The sequence below is a fragment of the Pseudoalteromonas sp. SCSIO 43095 genome (assembly GCF_023650455.1).
In the GTDB taxonomy this organism is placed as follows: Bacteria; Pseudomonadota; Gammaproteobacteria; order Enterobacterales; family Alteromonadaceae; genus Pseudoalteromonas; species Pseudoalteromonas tetraodonis.
Genome location: NZ_CP087996.1, coordinates 285218 through 303671 on the forward strand (window position 1 = coordinate 285218; position 18454 = coordinate 303671).

Sequence of the window (18454 nt, forward strand, 5' to 3'; positions counted from 1 at the left end):
CCAGCTATCCCTAGCTCAGTGCACTTTGCAGTATAAAGTGCACTGATTATCAGCCCAATCGCGTTACTTTAAGTTTAATCCTACCGGCATTCGCACCATAAAAACGACTTAAATCATTAGCAAATGGGCAAAATTCTCCTGATTTTTTAATGGTTATTTCAACGCCTTCGGCAATTTCAAAGGCGTGTTCATCGCTTTGACCAATCGTGCCGATTAAACTAAACCACTGCGCTGTAGCTAAACGTCTAAATGGCTCAAGTAATGCCATGGGAATTTCTTTAACGCCGAGCTGCACGTTATCGCGATGCCACCCAGAAGGAGAGCACTTTATACCATCGTCATACCAATATTGATTAGGATAAGGTGTAAAACGGTAGGTCGCACCTTGGGCAAGCATTAAGCCGGTGGCGTTGTAGGCTTCACTGGCATATACCATCACATCTTGGCTTTGGTTTATGCTAAGTAAACTCATATTTTGGTTGCCTAGCATTATATGGGCACTGAGTCCCATAAAGTTTAACGTGCTGTCGTCGCTGTAAATCATTTTATAATGTAAGTTTTTTAATGATTCAGGACGATAGCTGGTTAGTTTATTAATTCGCTGTGCAACACTGTGATGTATTAATGGGGCGGCGTGGCTGATTTCATCGTCAATTAATACACAGCACTGCCTATCAACAAGTTTAAAAAATGGGTTTAGCCAAAAGTAATTTTGCTGATGACTTAACGCCAGGGGATCGGGAATAACAGTCACATCGTCTTGGGCAACCAAGTTACTCTCAGGTAAAAGGTTTTCGTAATCGATGTCATGACTGGTTAGCAATGAAACTGACAGTGGCTGAGCAATGAGCCACTCAAGTGCATAACGCAAGCAAATATCGGCAAGTCCATCGCGATAGTAGCCGCCTCCCACATCGGAATGGGCTCCTGCAAACCACAGCTCGGTAATGTTAGCTTGCTGGTTCATTAAGGTCGGTTCAAAGGCGCGACGTTTTTCATCAAGCGCTACACAGTGCAGCGCCTCAGAGACATTACTGGCAATGGTGTGATTTTCAAAAATAACATGCTCTGCACCCCAAGTGGCTTTACTCACCTTTGACATGCCAATTGAGGCCACTGTATCAAACACACATAAATACACCTTTTCATGTATGAGTGGCTCTAAGCACTTTGCAAATCGCCGCGCTAATGCAGCGCCTCGGCTAAAACCGGTAAGTAACACAGTATCGCCGCTTTGATAATGCTGTTTAAAATCATTAATAGCTTGATTTAAAATGCTGGCTACATCGTCTGAACGTGGGGCGAGTGCTTGATTTAAAATTCGTTTTAAACGACTACCTTTAGTGCCTATGCCTTGGTAATAAAAACTTAACTGTTTGGAAAATGGGGTGGTGGGAGAATCATCAAGTTTACCACCGAGCAATAAGTGTAGTTTTAAAATATTAGAAATACTGGCGTCTTCTTTAAAATGCTCTGTACTAAACTGATCTGCGTCTCGGGGTTCACTGCCGGTACCATCAAAATTAAAAATAAGCGTTTTATCCGACATAGGCTGTTTCCTTAAAATTTTTGTGTACTTTATATAGCTAATATTAAAAATTAAAGACAGTGGTAATTTAAATTACCACTGTCTTTAATTTTGGCTAGTGCAGCTTCATTTTAGGACGCACAACACGCAGCACTTTTTCGCTGAGCCACAAAGCAAAGGTTTTGGCACTGCCATGAATAGCGCGCTGATGCATTCTATATAATGAAATATACATAAAGCGGGCAATTTTACCTTCAATAAAAAAGCTATTACTGGTTAGGTTACCCATTAAGCTGCCTACTGTGCTGTAGCGCGATAAATTAACCAGTGAGCCATGGTCGTTATACTCGAATTTTTTAAGGGGCTGCTCACGTAATGTGGCGATTAAGTTTTTTTCAACGCATTGTGCCATTTGATGTGCCGATTGTGCGCGTGGCGGCACTTGCGTACCATCATCTTGCGTAAACGCGCAGCAATCACCGAGCACATATATTTGTGGGTCAAGGTTGCTTTGTAAGTACTCGTTTACTTTTATTTGGTTATTACGAGTCAGCTCAAAAATACCCAGCTCTTTAATAAAGTCAGGTGCTTTTACGCCCGCCGCCCACACCATAATATCCGCATTTATTTGCTCATCATCATTGGTGATAAAGCCATGTTCGGTTGCTTGTTTAACTTGGGTGTTTTCTCGTACGGTGACGCCTAATCTTAATAACTCACGCTTGGCCGAACTGGCAATTCGCTCAGACAGCGCCGGAAGAATCCTGGGACCCGCTTCAATCAGATGAATATGTAAACGCTTAGCCGACATATTGGTTAAACCGTATATTTTTAGTAAATCAGAAACATGATACAGCTCAGCCGAGAGCTCAACCCCAGTTGCTCCACCGCCAACAATGGCGATATTTAATGAGTGTAATGGGTCGTCGTCTTGATGAAGGCGAGTAAAGTTATCCAGCAGCGCGTGTTGAAAGCGCTCTGCTTGTTGGTTTGAATCGAGGTAAAAACAATGCTCTTTAATGCCTGGCGTATTAAAGTCGTTACTCACACTGCCAATGGCAATAACTAGGTAGTCGAAATGAACGGTGCGTTTGGGTAAAATTTGATGCCCTAATTCATCGAATAATGGGCTTAAGGTGATGGTTTTATTGTTGTTATCGAGATTGCAAAAGGTACCAAGTTGAAAGTTATAGTGATGTTTGGCAGCATGCGCGGAGTAAACAACCCCATCTAAATCGGCATCAATAGAGCCAGTTGCAACCTCGTGCAATAACGGTTTCCATATATGAGTGCGATTTTTATCGATGAGTAATATATTTGCGTGTTGCTTCTTTCCTAATTTGTGCCCTAATTGAGTTGCTAGCTCCAGCCCACCAGCGCCACCGCCGATGATGACGATTTTTGGTATGGTTATATCCATGACAATGCCCTTAAAAATAATATACCGAAGCAATTTCTGTACGTTGATTTTTAAAATGACTTGGGTATCAAAAAATTATTTTGGCAAAGCACGTTTTTATGGGGCTATAGTGTGCGCCTAATTAAAGGATATGTCAGCAATAAATCACGTCATTTAATGTATACTGATATGCAAATATTTCATCTACTGCGCATTTACAGCATTTATGGGCACCGACATAAAAAGGACGCTTTTATGAGTACCTCGCTAGTTCAGTCTCTTGAGCAACATTTTGGTTTTAATCAGTTTAGAGCAGGGCAACAACAAACCATAGAGCAGCTGCTAAATGGCCAATCATCACTGGCAATATTTCCTACAGGATCGGGTAAGTCGTTGTGCTATCAACTCACCGCGTTACATTTACCGCATTTAACGCTGGTGGTATCGCCGTTATTGGCCTTGATGAAAGATCAAATTAGCTTTTTAAATAGCAAAGGCATCTATGCCGCCAGCCTCGACTCAAGCCAAGACCAAATGCAAAGTAGCACTGTAATGAACGACGTACGAAGTGGTAAAGTTAAAGTGTTAATGGTGTCGGTTGAGCGCTTTAAAAACGAACGCTTTAGGGAGTTTATAAGCCAAGTGGCGCTTTCTATGTTGGTTGTTGACGAAGCGCATTGTATATCTGAATGGGGGCATAACTTTAGACCCGATTACCTAAAACTACCTCGTTACCGTGAAGAGCTAAATATTCCGTTAGTGCTACTATTAACCGCTACCGCCACTAAAAAAGTAAAACGCGATATGGCCGAGCGCTTTGCTATTGAGCCACAATGTATTGTGCAAACGGGGTTTTATCGCGCTAATTTAGATTTAAATGTGCTGAGTGTTAAAACGGCGGATAAAAACAATGAGCTTACTAAAATTGTCCGTGCGCAAACCGGCCCCGGTATTGTGTATGTCACGCTGCAGCAAAGTGCTGAGCAAGTGGCTAATATGCTCAGCGCGCAGGGCCTACAAGCAGTGGCGTATCATGCAGGGCTTGAAGATACCCTACGCGGGCAAATTCAAGACGATTTTATGGCAGGCAAAATAAATGTAGTGGTTGCTACCATTGCCTTTGGTATGGGGGTTGATAAATCAGACATACGCTTTGTAATTCACTACGATTTACCTAAATCAATAGAAAACTACAGCCAAGAAATTGGCCGCGCAGGGCGTGACGGCAACCCATCAAATTGTTATACCCTGGCTAATTTAGATGGCTTAAATACAGTAGAAAACTTTATTTACGGCGATACTCCAGAGCTCAGCGGTATTGAATATGTTATTAACGATATTCGCCAAGCTCAACAGCAATGGGAAATGCAAGAATATAGCCTTTCAAGCGAGAGTAATATTCGCCAGCTTGCCCTTAAAACCTTGCTGGTACAGCTTGAAATGCAAGGCGCAATAACGCCGCAGTATGCCTATTATGCCGATTTTAAGTATAAATTTTTGGTTGATAAAAATGAGTTGCTTAGCCAGTTTGATGAGCAGCGCCAAGCTTTTTTAACACAAATATTTAGTCATACCGACTTTAAAAAAATATGGGGTACACTTAATTTTGACTCCCTAACGCAAGCCGCGCAGGTTGACCGTAAACGTGTGGTAGCCGCGCTTGATTATTTAGCTGAAAAAAACCTTATCACGCTTGAAACCAAACGTATTACTCACGTGTACAAAGTGCATAGCGAGGTGATTAATAATCCTGCACTTGCCCAGCAGTTACACGATTATTTTACCGATAAAGAGCAAGCGGAAATAAAACGGATTGCTGCTTTGGTGCGCTTTTTTGAGCTGCAATCTTGCTTAAGCTATAACTTAGCCCGTTATTTTGATGATGCGAATGCGCCACAGCAGTGTGGACATTGCTCGGTGTGTCGTGGGGATTCGGTTAAGCTTGAATATTCAATTCCCCCTGCAACGATTGATACAGCGCTTATATGCCAAAAGGTCGATGAGTTTTTAGCCCACATGGCAACTAAAGGCGTGCACAATGTGGGCATTGAAACCCAATGCCGGTTTTTAGCGGGAATGAGCGTGCCACTGTTTGCGCGTAATAAAGTACGTCAACTAAGTGGTTTTGCACTGTGCGAGCAGCAGCGCTACAGCGAAATAAAAGCGACATTACTGCAGTGCAATTGATCGTAGTTCCTGTATCCTAGTGGCTTATCCTAAAAAGTAAGCCACTATGTCGCACACCGTTATTCCCGTTAAAAATATAAACTCAACGCCAGAGCCCGTAACCTGTGCTAATTGCCAAGCATGTTGCTGCCAATTAGAAGTACGCATAGTGACCGACACTGGAGTGCCATTTAATTTTATTGCCTATGATAAATGGGGCAGTGAAGTAATGAAACGCGCTGATGATGGCTGGTGTGAAGCACTCGATCGTAACACGCTAATGTGCTCTATTTACGAAAACCGCCCACTTACGTGCCGCGAGTTTGAAATGGCCTCAAATGAGTGTATTACAGAGCGCGAAATAGCGGGTATTTAATACCAATCCGTAATAATACTTAATCGTTTTCAGGGGTTAAACGTGCCACTATTTGCGTTAAAAAATTCTCATTTAGAACAACTAAATAGCGAATTTTTTGCCTTGCTATCAACACGTTTATCCATCCTCAAAATAGATCACTTAATTATGCGGATTGGCATAATAAAAACATACGTACAAAAAAAGAGGCTTAAAAAGCTCCTTTGGTTTATCTGTGTTTTGTACTTAAGCTAATTAATCGTATTTAGCTTCTAGCTCATTAGCCGTATGAAACTTCTCGTGGCTTTGTAATTGCTCATCATACTTTACAAGGTGTTTAAAGTGCGCAAGCTGGCCTGCATTTTTAACGATTTCAACAATAAACGACATCATAAAATCGGCACCGGTTAGGGTTTCGCCCACTAAATAACGTTTGCCTTCAAGACGGCTGTTAAAGTAGCTAATCACTTTAGCGGTTTCAGCATCAGCATAGCCTTCTAAAAACTGGGTTTTAGCGCCATCTTTTTGCACAAACATTTTAAGTAAAAGCGGTAAAATTGCTGAGCTTTCTGCAAAGTGTAACCATTGCTGGTAGTCAACGTAATCAGGGGTGCCTGCTTTTGGGGCAAATTTACCTTTGCCATATTTAGTGATCAGGTAATCTGTGATAGCGCCAGACTCGGCAATCACTAAGCCGTCGTCTTCTATAACTGGCGATTTACCCAGCGGATGCACATTTTTAAGCTCATCAGGGGCTAAAAAAGTCTCAGTGTTACGTTGGTAAGCAACAATTTCGTAATCGACCTCAAGCTCTTCTAGTAACCAAATAATACGTTTAGAGCGAGATTTATTTAAATGGTGTAGTTTAATCATTTTCTTCCTTATTGAGCTGTGTTGAATTACAACACAGCCTGAATGTTATTATAGTGGGCTGTTAATCTTTACTACGGTTTTACCAAAGTTCTTCCCACTGATCATGTCGTTAAATGCATTGATGGTGTTTTCAATGCCCTCTACCAGATGCTCGCGGTATTGAATTTTTCCGTCTTGTAGCCATTTTTGCATGTCTTGTGCAAATTCGTCATAGCGGTGGCCATAATCATCAAAAATAATAAAGCCTTGCATTTTGATGCGCTTAGTTAGTAATTGTCCCATTAACATGCCCATTCGGTCTGGTCCCTCAGGCAGGCTGGTCGCATTATATTGCGATACCAAACCACAGATAGGCACACGCGCTGAGGTATTAAGCAAAGGTAATACGGCGTCAAACACTTTTCCGCCCACATTTTCATAATAAACATCAATGCCTTGGTCACATGCTTTTTCTAATTGCTCGGCAAAGTTATCGGCTTTGTGATCAATACAGGCATCAAAGCCTAGCTTTTCAACGGCATGAGCACATTTTTCGCTGCCACCGGCAACCCCTACGACTTTACAGCCTTTAATTTTAGCAATTTGGCCAACCGTTGCACCGACAGGCCCTGTTGCAGCAGCAACGACCACGGTTTCTCCTGCTTTAGGGGCGCCAATATCGAGTAAACCCATGTAGGCGGTAAAGCCAGGCATACCCATAATTCCCAATGCGTATGAAGGGTTTGTTGGCTCTTTACCTAATGACATTAAGCCCTCGCCATTTGAGATGGCGTAAGTTTGCCAACCTGTGTACGCTAATACCCATTCGCCTTCGCTAAATTTATTGTTTTTAGATGTTTCTACTTGGCACACCGTTGCACCAACCATTACATCACCAATTTCGACGGGGTCGGCATACGATTTAGCATCGCTCATACGGCCACGCATGTAGGGGTCTAGTGATAAGTAAATTGTACGCAGCAGTACTTCGCCCTCTTTTAACGATGGAAGCTCTTTGCTTTTAAATTCAAAGTTTTCATTGGTAGGGGCGCCATGTGGGCGCGAGGCTAAAGTAAATTGACGGCTAGTTGTAGACATAAAAATCTCCAAAATAAAGTGAAAAAACCACCTATTACCGAATGTTTAAGCTTTAAAACAATACACGGCTCAACAATAATGCGCGGATAGGCAGATAAAATTTGTACCTTGATACACGAGCTTTGGGCGAGAGGGGGTTAATTCAACCTTTGCCAACATTTAATTAGAATAATTACTCTGTTTTTAGCATGCTAAATATATAGCTATCAAAATAGTGACCATTTTTATAAATTGCTTGTTTTAAAATAGCCTCGGTATTAAAGCCACTTTTAAGCAACGCCTTCATTGAGCCAGCATTACCAGCAATACAGCCGCATAAATACGGTTTAAATTAGTACTTTTAAACACTTCTTTAGAATGGCTTGGGTGATAATACCTTGCCCCCAATATTGCTAACTAAGCCAATAGCCTATTTTCGCCACTGCGGCTATACTCAAATTCACCAAGGGTAATACCAATACACCCAACGCACAGACCGTCAACTTCGATGGCTTTAATGATGCCACATTTTGCTCCCTGGTTTACCCACCAATTCGCATCTGCCTGCGTATACGGAAATGGAATTTTAGAGGATAAATAGCGTGCTACTTGCTGAACGTTCAAAATGGTTACTATTTGAAAGGTATCGTGTTGCTTGAACTCACGTAAAATCATCATATGGTAAATAAGTTTATTATTATCAACCAATAACCTAGCAAGCTTTAGGCGTTTAAACAATGAACCTATCTTTTTAAAATTAAAGTGTATACAGCTATAACTTTGCTTTAAACTCTTTTAAAATATAGTAAAAAGTACCTACACAGAGTCACTATGCATCCTCATATCGCCGCCCTTTATAACAGCGCTCAAAAGTCCAGTCGATTAATTATTGGCCTAATGAGTGGTACCTCTTTAGATGGTTTAGATGTGGCGCTATGTAAAATAACCGGAGCGGGTTTGCATACCCAAATAGAGGTATTAAAATTCACCACGGTTGAGTACAACGACGAGTATAAAACTAAAATAAAACAGGTGTTTGCTAAGCGCGAATGCGATTTAGAAGTGCTGACTTTGTTACATCCGTGGGTAGGTAAACTCCATGGTGCTATGGTTAATCAGTGTTTAGCACTGTGGCAAGTAAATCCAGCCGATATTGATGTAATAGCCAGTCACGGGCAAACTATTTATCACTGCCCGCAATCCCAACATAACCACCACGATTTTAACAATGGCACGCTACAAATTGGTGACAGTGATCAAATAGCAGTTACTACAGGCATTACCACGGTAGGTGACTTTAGGCAAAAGCATATTGCTGCTGGTGGTGAAGGCGCACCATTAGCTGTGTATGGAGATTATTTGTTTTTTGCCAGCCCAAATGAAAATCGTATTTTACTCAACATGGGGGGCATTGCTAATTTAACATTTTTACCTAAAAACGGCGATACTGGAGCGGTCTTTAGCTCTGACATTGGCCCTGGCAATACTATTATGGATGCTTATGTACAGCATTATTTTAAAGGGCTGCATTATGATGAGGAAGCTAAACTTGCCAAAGCTGGTAAAGTGAATACAAAGCTTCTTGCTGCGCTTACAGATAACGCGTTTTTTAAATTACCACTGCCTAAAACAACCGGACCTGAGGTGTTTAATTTAGCTTATTTACGGGCGGCACAAATGCATTCAACGACACAAAGACTAAATCACGAAGATGTTTTAGCGACTTTAAATGCCCTTTCTGCCACTACGATTGCTAAGGCGTTAAATGGCTGTGCTCAACATACTCAAGACTGTGTAGTGTATGCCAGTGGTGGAGGTATTCATAATCCGTTATTAATGGAGCAATTACTAATACATTGCCCAAACATTAAGGCGTTCAAAAACACCGAGAGTTTAGGCGTAAATCCTGATGCCAAAGAGGCCGTGCTGTTTGCTATTTTGGCAAATGAATGTTTGGCAGGGCAACGTCAAAGCTTAAATAATAACAACCAAGGTATTTTAGATATCACTATGGGTAAAGTGAGCTTTGCTGATTGAGTAATAAAATCAATAGAAAATTGTGCGCCAATAACTAAAAAAACGAAAGTAAAGCTGTTCCCATATTAGCGAAATACTGACGTACCCGATGCGGCTTAGGCGGTGCTAAATAAGTTGCAGGTGCAGTATAACCTCTACCAAATTGGTTAATATGCATATCAAACTGCAAACTATTTTTTAACGTGCCGTGTTTACCATGCAAAATCATTTGCATCACAAAATCATGACTATGTGCTATTTGACTCAAAGTCAGGTTGACTCGCCTTTGTTCTAAATCAGATAAATTGAGTGTTTTTTCTGTGTAGTATTGAGCCGCTCGTGCATTTGGTAAAGTTGCGCTTAGTGAAATAATATCACTTTCATGGGCCGCTTCAGGTAAAACGCATTGCAGTGTGATTTGATGCTGACTGTTAGCATCCTGCGATAGCGTTTCAAATTCCATGCTGTGGCTCATTGCCGCAGACATAGGATCTTCAAATGACGGTAGTGCAAAGGTTAATTGCACCATAGATTCGCTCATGAGGGTCTTATAAAGCTTTGTTGACTAATAATGCAGCTATTATCACTGATGATTATTGCAAAATTGTGACTAAACTAAAGCGCTTGATGCAAGGGTTAATTTGGCTTGCAGTTTATAACTAAAGCTATTGTTTTAAATCAATATTATATTTAATAACTAAACTATAATAGTCGCTCAATAATCTCTGCGATAAACGTAAATACAGTTTACGGGGTTCAAACGTATACGAGCCTTGTCTTAACAATAAAATAAAACACTTACCAACTTTATTGTTAATTTATTTTATTTTTAATGTTAAATAGTGGTCATTTATTTATGTGTTTTTGTCAACTTTGCAATAAAATAGCTTGAAAATAAACCAAGCTAGCCATAAAGTGCATTTAAGGGCCCGAATACATAACACACTACCAAACGGGTTGTGAGAAATTAGATGGCACTAATAAAAAATAATTTATGGAAACTCTTTTGTTTTTTGCTATTGGGCGGTCTAGTCCTATTAAGCGTTTTGTTGGCTTATGAATGGCGAAATATCGAAAAAGAATACCGCACAAGCTCCCAAAACCGTGTCGAGTTTTCTGCGCAAGCACTTAAAAGTACCCTTAGAAATAAAGAGCTTATGCTGGATCTAATTGGCAGAGACATCCTTTCAAACAATAACTTAACCGAAAAAACATCAACAATTAAACTTCTCGACAATATTTTACTAGAAAACCCTGTGTTATTAGGCTTTGGACTGTTTAATCCCCAAGGGGAAATTATTTACTACAGCTCAAATTTAAATGCCTCAACAATGATTAATCTGAAAGAAAATGAAAAAAACCGCCAAACTTTTTCACAAACCCTTAGCTCAGACAAGATGGTGTTAGGGCAAACTTATTTTAATCAATCGTTACAAGAATGGGTTATTCCAATAAGAAAGTCATTACGAGACAAAAGTGGCACTGTAATTGCCGTAATGACTGCAGGGATGGCGGTATCAAGAGGCGCTAAGTACCTCAATATTTTGCAAAGTAATAGTGACGATTACATAATGCTAGCAAGAGAAATCGATGGTTTTATTCAATACATTTCCGTAAAAAATGCAGATATAGCTAGCTATACAAAAACCAAAATTAAGCAGGCATTAGGGTTATCTGATAATGCTTTGATAAAGCAAACGGGCAAGGATAAAGAAATATTTAAATCCTCAGAAGAGGTGTTTACTATTGATACACATGTAGGTGGTAAGCCTTATTTAACATCTGCAAAATTTGATAATCGCTATCAATTATGGACACTCTCAAATCGGGCAATGCAGCCAATAAAAAGCGTTTTTTATTGGAAGGTATGCTGGTACTTTTTAATCTATTTACTAATTTGTACGCTCTTATATTTTGGTTTTAGGTTTATTGCTCGTGCTGAGCAAAAACGAGTTGATGAACTGTTTTACCTTTCTCGGAACGACGATTTAACAAAGTTACCCAATCGAAAAGCACTGCGTGATAGCTTTGAAGAAAAAAAAGACACATCTTTTAGTCTAGCAATCATAAACATTACCAATTTACGCTCAATGAATAATCGCTTTGGTATGGAGTATGGCGATAAGGCAATTAAAGCCTATGCCGCAATGTTGCAAGCTACATTCGCAGCTCCATACCTAGTTTTTAGAAACAGTGGTAATGAGTTTTGCATTATTACACCGCATTTAGCGGATGAGCAAAATAGGCGCGCTTTTGAACAAATATTAGCATCTTCTATTGAACAATATGAAACCAAAAATACCGAACGTCCTTTAAATATGAGTGTTGGTGTGGCCAACTACCCAGAGCATGGTATAACCAAAAGTAAGCTGGTCCGCAGTGCGCATTTGGCTAATCAATGGGCAAAAGATACAGGGCAATGGCTGTGCCATTACCATGCAGATATTAAACAAGCTTATTTGCGCCGTTTAAAAGTAGAAGAGCGGCTTAATATGGCGTTAAACGAGCAGTCATTGTTTATGGTGCATCAGTGCCAAGTAAATGAGCAGGGTAAAATTCATGCTATTGAAGCACTTATTCGTTGGCAGGATGATGAGCTTGGTATGGTATCTCCCGCTGAGTTTATTGCTATTGCAGAACAAAGTGATTTAATTTTTAAAATTGGTGACTTTGTTTTAGCGCGATCTATTGGTGAGTTTGCAAAAATGCAGCAACACAGCGATCCCCCTCTTGAATTGGCAATAAACATTTCAGTAATGCAATTTCAAAGTAGTGTATTTATTCCTACATTATTACACAGTTTAGAGACGCACAATGTAGCTCCACACAGTATCATTTTAGAAATAACAGAATCCCTCTTTATGGATAATATTGAGCATGTGATTGATACGATAAATAGCTTAAAATCTAGAGGGATACGCTTCTCGATGGATGATTTTGGTACAGGTTATTCATCACTAAGTTTATTAAGGCGCTTACCTATAGATGAACTGAAAATAGATAAAAGCTTTGTAGATGATATTTTGGTGGACTCTAAATCAAATAGTATGGTGCAAAGTATTATTGCCATTGCCAACAGCCATAACTTAAGTGTTATAGCTGAAGGCGTGGAAGAACAGGCACAGTTTGATATGTTAGTGGATATTGGCTGTAAACGTTTTCAGGGGAATTACTTTTATAAACCAATGGCAGCAGCCACTGTTATTGAATACCTAACGGTTAATTAACTTATCCTGCAAATACTGTGGTGGCACGGCTAAGGCGGTCATTCACAGCCCCCCACTTACTGCTTACTGGCGGCTTTTCGATATAAATATTCATCGGTGTTGTCTTATCGATATAATGCAGCGTTTTATACATGTTTTTAGCATACTCAACAGGGCAAGCACTGAGCTTAGTAATATGTTCGGATGGAATGTCGCTCGCTAATAATTGCTGTTGCACTTGAGTCGAATAGATTAAATAGTGACCTTTACCCTGAGAGTTTTCACTTAAAATTTTAGCGAAATCTTCAGTATTAGCCAACATGGCTGGTGCATGAGGCTGATAATGCGCTTTTACATTACCCGGTACCACTTCGTTATGTGAATGTGGCGTGCTGACATGCAGTCCGGTTTTTTGCAAAATATCAGCTGCTGAAATTGGCCCTGGGCGTAATATGCGTAACTGCTCTGAGCTGGCATCAACAATGGTCGATTCAATACCCACATCACATTGACCACCCTCTAATACCGCACTAATTCGGCCATTTAAATCGCGCATAACATGGGCTGTGTTTATTGGGCTTAGTTGTTTGTAGCGATTAGCTGAGGGAGCTGCAAGCCCAAATTGCTCGCCTGTGAGTTCACATGCGCGCTGAGCTTTTGTCAGTGCCGCTGTGTTGGCACTGCCATGACGTTGTACTTCGTGACTAAACATCCCAAGTGTATCGGTATCAAATAAATCAGTAGTGAATACCTTAAAACCAAGTGGCTCTAGAGCAGGGGCCACTAAAGGTGCTTTTTTATGTTTCGTGGCAATGACTATCTTTGGCATAGCTTATATTTGTTCATTAGAGGCTGAAATAGTTGAGAAATATCCATTTTCGAACTGCTCGAGAGTATTATCATCGCCCCAGCGAATGAGAGTGAGCCAATGGTTATCAATCAGCTCCTTCACCATCGTATGCTTGTTATAAATTGCCGCGATTGCAGATTGCGGTGCAGCAATATATACATTAAGGCGAATCGGTTCGTGCATCCATTTATCCCCGTTGTGCAGTGATTGCATGGCTAAGCCAATACGAAGGTCACCGCCATTACCTTCAAATAATCCAATATTACCGCCAACTGCATTGTGGAGTATTTTATTACCACTGCCGTATTTATGGTTGTCGGTAACCGAGGCATTATATTGACTATTGATCCAATGGGTTACTATCATGGGGGCGGTCATGATCAGTTCTAATACCGCAAATTCGTTATCGTTTTCCCATTCATAATCATGTAAAAAGCAGCGTCCTTGTAAGTTAACACTGCGAGTCCATGCTCGTGGTGCAACAATAAAGGCGGCGTTATTAGCAAGCCCCCATTCTGGGCGTACTTGCGACCAATCGCGGGCACGTTGATGATAAGCATGGTTAATTTCATCTGCGGTTTTATTAACTAACTGTGGGTCGATATTTATTAAACGTTCTTGCTGAGCGGTTTGCGTGGCAACGGTTAGCCATTTTTTTAGATTGTCATTAAGCTCGGTATCGTAAGCGGTGATGACATCCGTGGTTGTGTTATGAATAGCGGCAATAAATTGCGTGCTCTGTGCCAGTGTTAGCCCTCGCTCTTTAAGCGCTTGGCGCACTTGGGTATCGTTTAGTAAGTTTGCTAGCACGCGTACATTAACTTCGCCACTTTGCCCTCCACAGGCCCCACATTCTAGGCCAGCGCTGTGCAAGTTATTAGTTGTATGGCTGGCGTGGCCCACCAACATAACATGCGGCGCAAACTCTTTTATTCCTAAGGTGTTAAGCACTTTTTGAGCTAAGTCGGTTTTGTCTTTTAGGGTCAGTTGTTGCTGGTTTTGTGTTAATTGCCAGTTGGTGGTTGCGCACTTTTTAGCTTTACCTTTAGATAAAAAGGTATTTTTTATTAATTTAAATGCATACAGCCAGCCTGCTGATTCAACCATAGAAAACGATGAGGGGGCTGATTTTGACCAACTTTGCCATGTAGCACTATTTTGGCGTGATGCTTCAAGTGTAGCGTCTCTGTGAGTTTGCGTGGCATGTATAGCCGGTTTAAGTAGCCCAGGGAGCTGTGGGCGAGTAATAGCACTACCATTTTCTTGATATTCTAGTGGCAATCCAAAAAAACCGGCAAAGCCGAAGGTTTCTATATTTTTACTTTGCGATTCAAGCGCGCGGCGAATAACCTCTGAGCGTACATCAATACAAAACACCGCTTGTAATTGAGCGTTGTTCACTGGGGTTTTAGTGGCGCTTTGCAGTGCATGATTAAGCGGGTATTGATAGCTTAGCTCCAGTGCTTTTGCCCACACCCATAATGGCTTTTGTGCTAATTTGTGTGCATGCAGGCGCTCAACTACGAGTGACTTTTCTTGCTGCCACTGACTTTGTAGTTGTTTAAATGAAGCACTATCATGATCTGCCAGATACTGCCAAATAACCAAGTCCCATGCCATTCGCATGGCCAGTAGCTGTTTCATATCATCTTTGGGTTTAGCGTAAAGTTGGCCTTGGAATCGCAAATACGCCAACCACGATGCCCAACCGTTAATATCTAAGAGCAATGAGTGCGCGTATAACTCTAACGAGTCGTTATCTATGTTAAGCGTTGAGAGTGTTAGTGCAATCAGTTCATCAGCGCAAGTGGGCAGTTGTTTAAAGTAGCCATTTAAATGCTTTTCATCCATTACAATACTAATGCCTTTATCCGCTTGTATAACGGTTAACCAATGGCGATATAAAGGTGATTGTGGTGATGTGTCATCACCATGAAGCATTGGGCCAAGCTGCTGATAATGCGCGGCACAAAACTGGCTCAATTGATGGGTAATTTCATCATGCCAAGCCATTTTATGTTTATTGCGCTGCTGGTCGAGTAAATCTGCAATGTTGTGCCAATCCACTAAAGGAACATCAATGTGAAGGGTTTGTATGAGTTGCTCATGCGTAAAGTGACTGTTAAGTAACTTGGCTGCATCGGCTAAGTGGTTATCAGTAATAATGCCGTTGTCGTACTTGTGCTGATAAAAGTCTTTAGGCATTAGCATATTGGCATTACATAAGGTATCAATGCGTGCGCTTACATCTTCAATAGGCAGGTGGCGCATTTCCCAAAATGGGTTAACGGCAATCATCTGATCTAAAGGCCAGTTTGGTGCTATGTAACCGCATACTTTATTAAGTATGTTGTTTTCAGTGTCACTTAACGATAAAGCCGTGTGATTTGAATGCGTTTGATTGCTCATTTTGATTCCTCAACGGTGATTCCAGCTGCATGATTTTTTAAATCGGTGTGGCCATTATTAGGTAAATTTATCGGCCATATTTTTAGGGTTAACCGCGTAAACCACTCATCTAAATACAAACCTGCAAATAATAGGGTGGAAAGTGATTTAACCTGTGGTCGCCAAGACTGGTAGCGTAAAAAGTAGCTGGCAATCATTAACGTTAAAATAAGGGCTATTACCCAGCTATCGGCGAGGCTAAATGCAGCTTCGCGCCACTGCTCAAGCTCTAGTGCTAAAGTAAATATATTTTTAGCAACCACATAACTAATAACAACTAATAGTGCGACTAGCAGTTTTTTACTGTAAGTTTGCACGCTAGAAGCGCCATGTTGGTTGGCCAGTAAAATAGTTAAAGCCGATGCTAAAAGTAGCCACACACTGACCGCGCCTTGATAGCCGCTAATGGTCCAAGCAGCGCTAACTAGGGTAATCGACACCAATGCCCCCATTAACCAAGCAAAGCACGTGGGTGATTGTTTTGGAATGTGGCGGCGAATCAGATCTTCGTTTACACCGTTGCCTGAGTTTAAAAATGCAAAGGCTTTATAGGTTGAATGAGTAACAAGGTGAAGCAGAGCCAGTTCAAATAATCCCAGCGCACATTCTATGAGCATTAATCCCATTTGCGCACTAGTAGACCAAGCAAGCCTTACTTTAACGCTTATTCGGGTAGTCATTATTAATGCGCTGATCACTGTGGTTAAACCAGCAATAATTAAAATTAACCATTGTGCTGCGCTAGCTTGAATAAACAAAGGCGCAAATAAAATTAATAAAAAGCCTCCTAAATTAATGATTCCGGCATGTAATAAAGCGCTCACCGGTGTGGGTACTTCAACCACTTTGATTAGCCAGCCATGCATAGGCAACTGAGCACATTTGATTAAAGCTGCAAAAGCGATTAAAAAGGCCGCGAGTTGTTCAGCCAAAGATAGCGGTAGTGTGGTGGTGTGATAAAAAGTAGTGATATCGCTAATGTATAGGCTATTGTGAGTAACCGATAAAATAATAAATGCGACGAGTAATAAGGATTCGGCAACACGTGCCACAATAAACTTTTTATGAGCGGCGAGTACCGCACGAGGGCGCTCAGGATAAAACATTAATAGTTTGTGCAGTGCTAAACTTATCGCCACCCAGCCTAGCCAAAATAGCGCTAAGTGGTTGCTCATAACCACAACTAATACGGCAGTGATGGTAAGTAATAGCCATCGCCAAAAGTAGTTTACGCGTGGCTCACCTTGCATATAGTGTTTGCAAAACCGAATTAATATCAGCGTTATGAACAGGATTAGTCCTAGCATAATGGCGCGGGTCACTGAGAGCGATAAGAAACTCAGTAAATCAAAGGCATAAATACGATAAAGTGCAACGGCACTGATAAATGCAACACTATTTAGTAGCATCACTTTAAACAGTACATTGCCATTTGAGGCACAAGGTTGTCGGCCAATTAACCACGCCGCTAAGAATGTGCTTAATGGCATCATTAGTAATAACAACGAAATAATATACTCGCTCATTCAGTGCTCCTTATTTAGTTATTGGAGTATGACAAACTATATAACTAAATAAAAATAGATATAATGCATATAAACGTTCTATAAAAGAGAACAATAATGAGCCGTTTAAATTATCATCATTTATATTATTTTTGGTCGGTTGCTCGTATTGGTAACTTAACCCAAGCGGCGAAAGAGCTGCATTTGTCGCAGTCAGCGCTCTCTACGCAAATAAAACAATTAGAACACACCATTAATATTGAGTTATTTGAACGTAAAGGCCGCACACTCGCATTAACCGATATGGGAAAGCGGGTGCAAATGTACGCCAACGATATATTCACCAAAGGGGAAGAACTGTCTTCTTTTATTCACAAAGGGCTGATTTCCCAAACCCAGCATTTATCAATCGGGGTGCTTAATACGCTCTCGCGTAACTTTATCGAAGAGTTTATAAATCCCTTAATGAGCAATGACGAAGTGCGCTTTTCGCTGACTGCAGGGCGTATGGATGGGCTGTTAAATGGCTTGGCCGAACACGAACTGGATTTAGTTTTAACCAATAAACCCATCGGACTTGAGCACTACGATCAACTGTGGCAAAGCCAGTTGGTATCTCGTCAGCCATTAGCCATAGTGGGTCCAGCAGATAAAAAAACACGCGGTCAATTTCCTACCGGTTACACAGGTGCACAATGGGTGCTACCCAGTAAAACCTCCGCCATTAGAGACTCATTTAATGCTTTGTGTGCCCGCTGGCAATATCAGCCAAAAATAAAAGCAGAGGCTGATGATATGGCTATGCTGCGATTACTTGCTCGTGATAGTGGTGCACTATCGGTATTGCCATCAGTTGTAGTAAAGGATGAAATAGAACAAGGCCTATTAGTTGAATACCAACGTTTACCCGATGCTTTCGAACACTTCTATGCCATTACCGCGCAGCGAAAATTTGTACCAGACATATTAAAGTCGCTGCTTGCCAAAACCTGCTAATTACTTTTAAAGAATGTTTTTTGCGTAAATACTTTATTTTTAAATAATAAAAACGA

At 40.9% G+C, this 18454-nt stretch carries 13 protein-coding genes and 1 pseudogene; 5 read left to right on the forward strand and 9 right to left on the reverse strand.

Translation table 11 applies throughout. The features are described from left to right. Positions 1–49: 49 nt before the first annotated feature. Both LOC50_RS15655 and LOC50_RS15660 read right to left on the reverse strand, forming a co-directional pair. Positions 50–1549: a phospholipase effector Tle1 domain-containing protein gene (locus LOC50_RS15655; protein ID WP_036983668.1), complete on the reverse strand. Its 1500-nt coding sequence runs from the start codon at positions 1547–1549 to the stop codon at positions 50–52. 94 nt (positions 1550–1643) lie between these two features. Continuing rightward, positions 1644–2948, reverse strand: a complete 1305-nt coding sequence (locus LOC50_RS15660) for an NAD(P)/FAD-dependent oxidoreductase (RefSeq protein ID WP_214552363.1) — start codon at positions 2946–2948, stop codon at positions 1644–1646. 234 nt (positions 2949–3182) lie between these two features. Here LOC50_RS15660 and LOC50_RS15665 point away from each other — a divergent pair, with 234 nt between their 5' ends. After that, positions 3183–5114, forward strand: coding sequence for a RecQ family ATP-dependent DNA helicase (locus tag LOC50_RS15665; RefSeq protein WP_250654156.1), 1932 nt, complete (start codon positions 3183–3185; stop codon positions 5112–5114). Between the two features lie 46 nt (positions 5115–5160). Further along, on the forward strand, positions 5161–5469 hold the full coding sequence (locus tag LOC50_RS15670) for a YkgJ family cysteine cluster protein (protein ID WP_250654157.1): 309 nt from the start codon (positions 5161–5163) through the stop codon (positions 5467–5469). Positions 5470–5703: 234 nt separating this feature from the next. On the opposite strand, the gene LOC50_RS15675 is transcribed toward LOC50_RS15670, so the two are convergent. The 3 genes and pseudogenes from LOC50_RS15675 to LOC50_RS15685 form a co-directional block, all read right to left on the reverse strand. After that, entirely contained in the window at positions 5704–6321 is a 618-nt protein-coding gene (locus tag LOC50_RS15675; protein WP_250654158.1) for a glutathione S-transferase family protein, read from the reverse strand. 48 nt (positions 6322–6369) lie between these two features. After that, positions 6370–7398 (reverse strand): NADPH-dependent curcumin/dihydrocurcumin reductase, encoded by a 1029-nt coding sequence (curA, locus tag LOC50_RS15680; protein WP_069439089.1) that lies wholly within the window; start codon positions 7396–7398, stop codon positions 6370–6372. Positions 7399–7570: 172 nt separating this feature from the next. Then, a pseudogene (locus LOC50_RS15685) lies at positions 7571–8055 on the reverse strand (GNAT family N-acetyltransferase). A gap of 153 nt (positions 8056–8208) precedes the next feature. Here LOC50_RS15685 and LOC50_RS15690 point away from each other — a divergent pair. Further along, complete coding sequence (locus LOC50_RS15690; RefSeq protein ID WP_250654159.1) at positions 8209–9414, forward strand: anhydro-N-acetylmuramic acid kinase; 1206 nt, start codon at positions 8209–8211, stop codon at positions 9412–9414. A 34-nt stretch (positions 9415–9448) separates the two neighbouring features. Here LOC50_RS15690 and LOC50_RS15695 read toward each other — a convergent pair whose 3' ends face one another. Next, positions 9449–9934 carry a hypothetical protein gene (locus tag LOC50_RS15695; RefSeq protein WP_250654160.1) on the reverse strand — a complete coding sequence of 162 codons (486 nt, stop codon included), beginning with the start codon at positions 9932–9934 and terminating at the stop codon, positions 9449–9451. A gap of 430 nt (positions 9935–10364) precedes the next feature. Between LOC50_RS15695 and LOC50_RS15700 the strand changes: the two genes are divergently transcribed. Next, complete coding sequence (locus LOC50_RS15700) at positions 10365–12620, forward strand: bifunctional diguanylate cyclase/phosphodiesterase (protein WP_250654161.1); 2256 nt, start codon at positions 10365–10367, stop codon at positions 12618–12620. Position 12621: 1 nt separating this feature from the next. On the opposite strand, the gene LOC50_RS15705 is transcribed toward LOC50_RS15700, so the two are convergent. From LOC50_RS15705 to LOC50_RS15715, 3 genes are read right to left on the reverse strand one after another with little or no spacing between them, the layout of a single operon-like run. Continuing rightward, positions 12622–13428: an L-threonylcarbamoyladenylate synthase gene (locus tag LOC50_RS15705; protein WP_250654162.1), complete on the reverse strand. Its 807-nt coding sequence runs from the start codon at positions 13426–13428 to the stop codon at positions 12622–12624. A gap of 3 nt (positions 13429–13431) precedes the next feature. Next, positions 13432–15858 (reverse strand): DUF2309 domain-containing protein, encoded by a 2427-nt coding sequence (locus LOC50_RS15710; RefSeq protein ID WP_250654163.1) that lies wholly within the window; start codon positions 15856–15858, stop codon positions 13432–13434. After that, positions 15855–17423 carry an NADH-quinone oxidoreductase subunit L gene (locus LOC50_RS15715; protein WP_250654164.1) on the reverse strand — a complete coding sequence of 523 codons (1569 nt, stop codon included), beginning with the start codon at positions 17421–17423 and terminating at the stop codon, positions 15855–15857. The genes LOC50_RS15710 and LOC50_RS15715 overlap by 4 nt, the downstream gene beginning before the upstream one ends. Before the next feature lie 96 nt (positions 17424–17519). Between LOC50_RS15715 and LOC50_RS15720 the strand changes: the two genes are divergently transcribed. After that, the gene (locus LOC50_RS15720; protein ID WP_214552371.1) at positions 17520–18398 is read left to right on the forward strand and encodes a LysR family transcriptional regulator; all 879 of its coding nucleotides are present in this window, start codon (positions 17520–17522) and stop codon (positions 18396–18398) included. The last annotated feature ends 56 nt before the right edge of the window (positions 18399–18454 follow it).

Coding starts and splice junctions, on each gene's coding strand:
- LOC50_RS15655 (WP_036983668.1), bottom strand. CDS start 1,549: ATGTCGGATAAAACGCTTATTTTTAATTTTGATGGTACCGGCAGTGAA.
- LOC50_RS15660 (WP_214552363.1), bottom strand. CDS start 2,948: ATGGATATAACCATACCAAAAATCGTCATCATCGGCGGTGGCGCTGGT.
- LOC50_RS15665 (WP_250654156.1), top strand. CDS start 3,183: ATGAGTACCTCGCTAGTTCAGTCTCTTGAGCAACATTTTGGTTTTAAT.
- LOC50_RS15670 (WP_250654157.1), top strand. CDS start 5,161: ATGTCGCACACCGTTATTCCCGTTAAAAATATAAACTCAACGCCAGAG.
- LOC50_RS15675 (WP_250654158.1), bottom strand. CDS start 6,321: ATGATTAAACTACACCATTTAAATAAATCTCGCTCTAAACGTATTATT.
- curA (WP_069439089.1), bottom strand. CDS start 7,398: ATGTCTACAACTAGCCGTCAATTTACTTTAGCCTCGCGCCCACATGGC.
- LOC50_RS15690 (WP_250654159.1), top strand. CDS start 8,209: ATGCATCCTCATATCGCCGCCCTTTATAACAGCGCTCAAAAGTCCAGT.
- LOC50_RS15695 (WP_250654160.1), bottom strand. CDS start 9,934: ATGAGCGAATCTATGGTGCAATTAACCTTTGCACTACCGTCATTTGAA.
- LOC50_RS15700 (WP_250654161.1), top strand. CDS start 10,365: ATGGCACTAATAAAAAATAATTTATGGAAACTCTTTTGTTTTTTGCTA.
- LOC50_RS15705 (WP_250654162.1), bottom strand. CDS start 13,428: ATGCCAAAGATAGTCATTGCCACGAAACATAAAAAAGCACCTTTAGTG.
- LOC50_RS15710 (WP_250654163.1), bottom strand. CDS start 15,858: ATGAGCAATCAAACGCATTCAAATCACACGGCTTTATCGTTAAGTGAC.
- LOC50_RS15715 (WP_250654164.1), bottom strand. CDS start 17,423: ATGAGCGAGTATATTATTTCGTTGTTATTACTAATGATGCCATTAAGC.
- LOC50_RS15720 (WP_214552371.1), top strand. CDS start 17,520: ATGAGCCGTTTAAATTATCATCATTTATATTATTTTTGGTCGGTTGCT.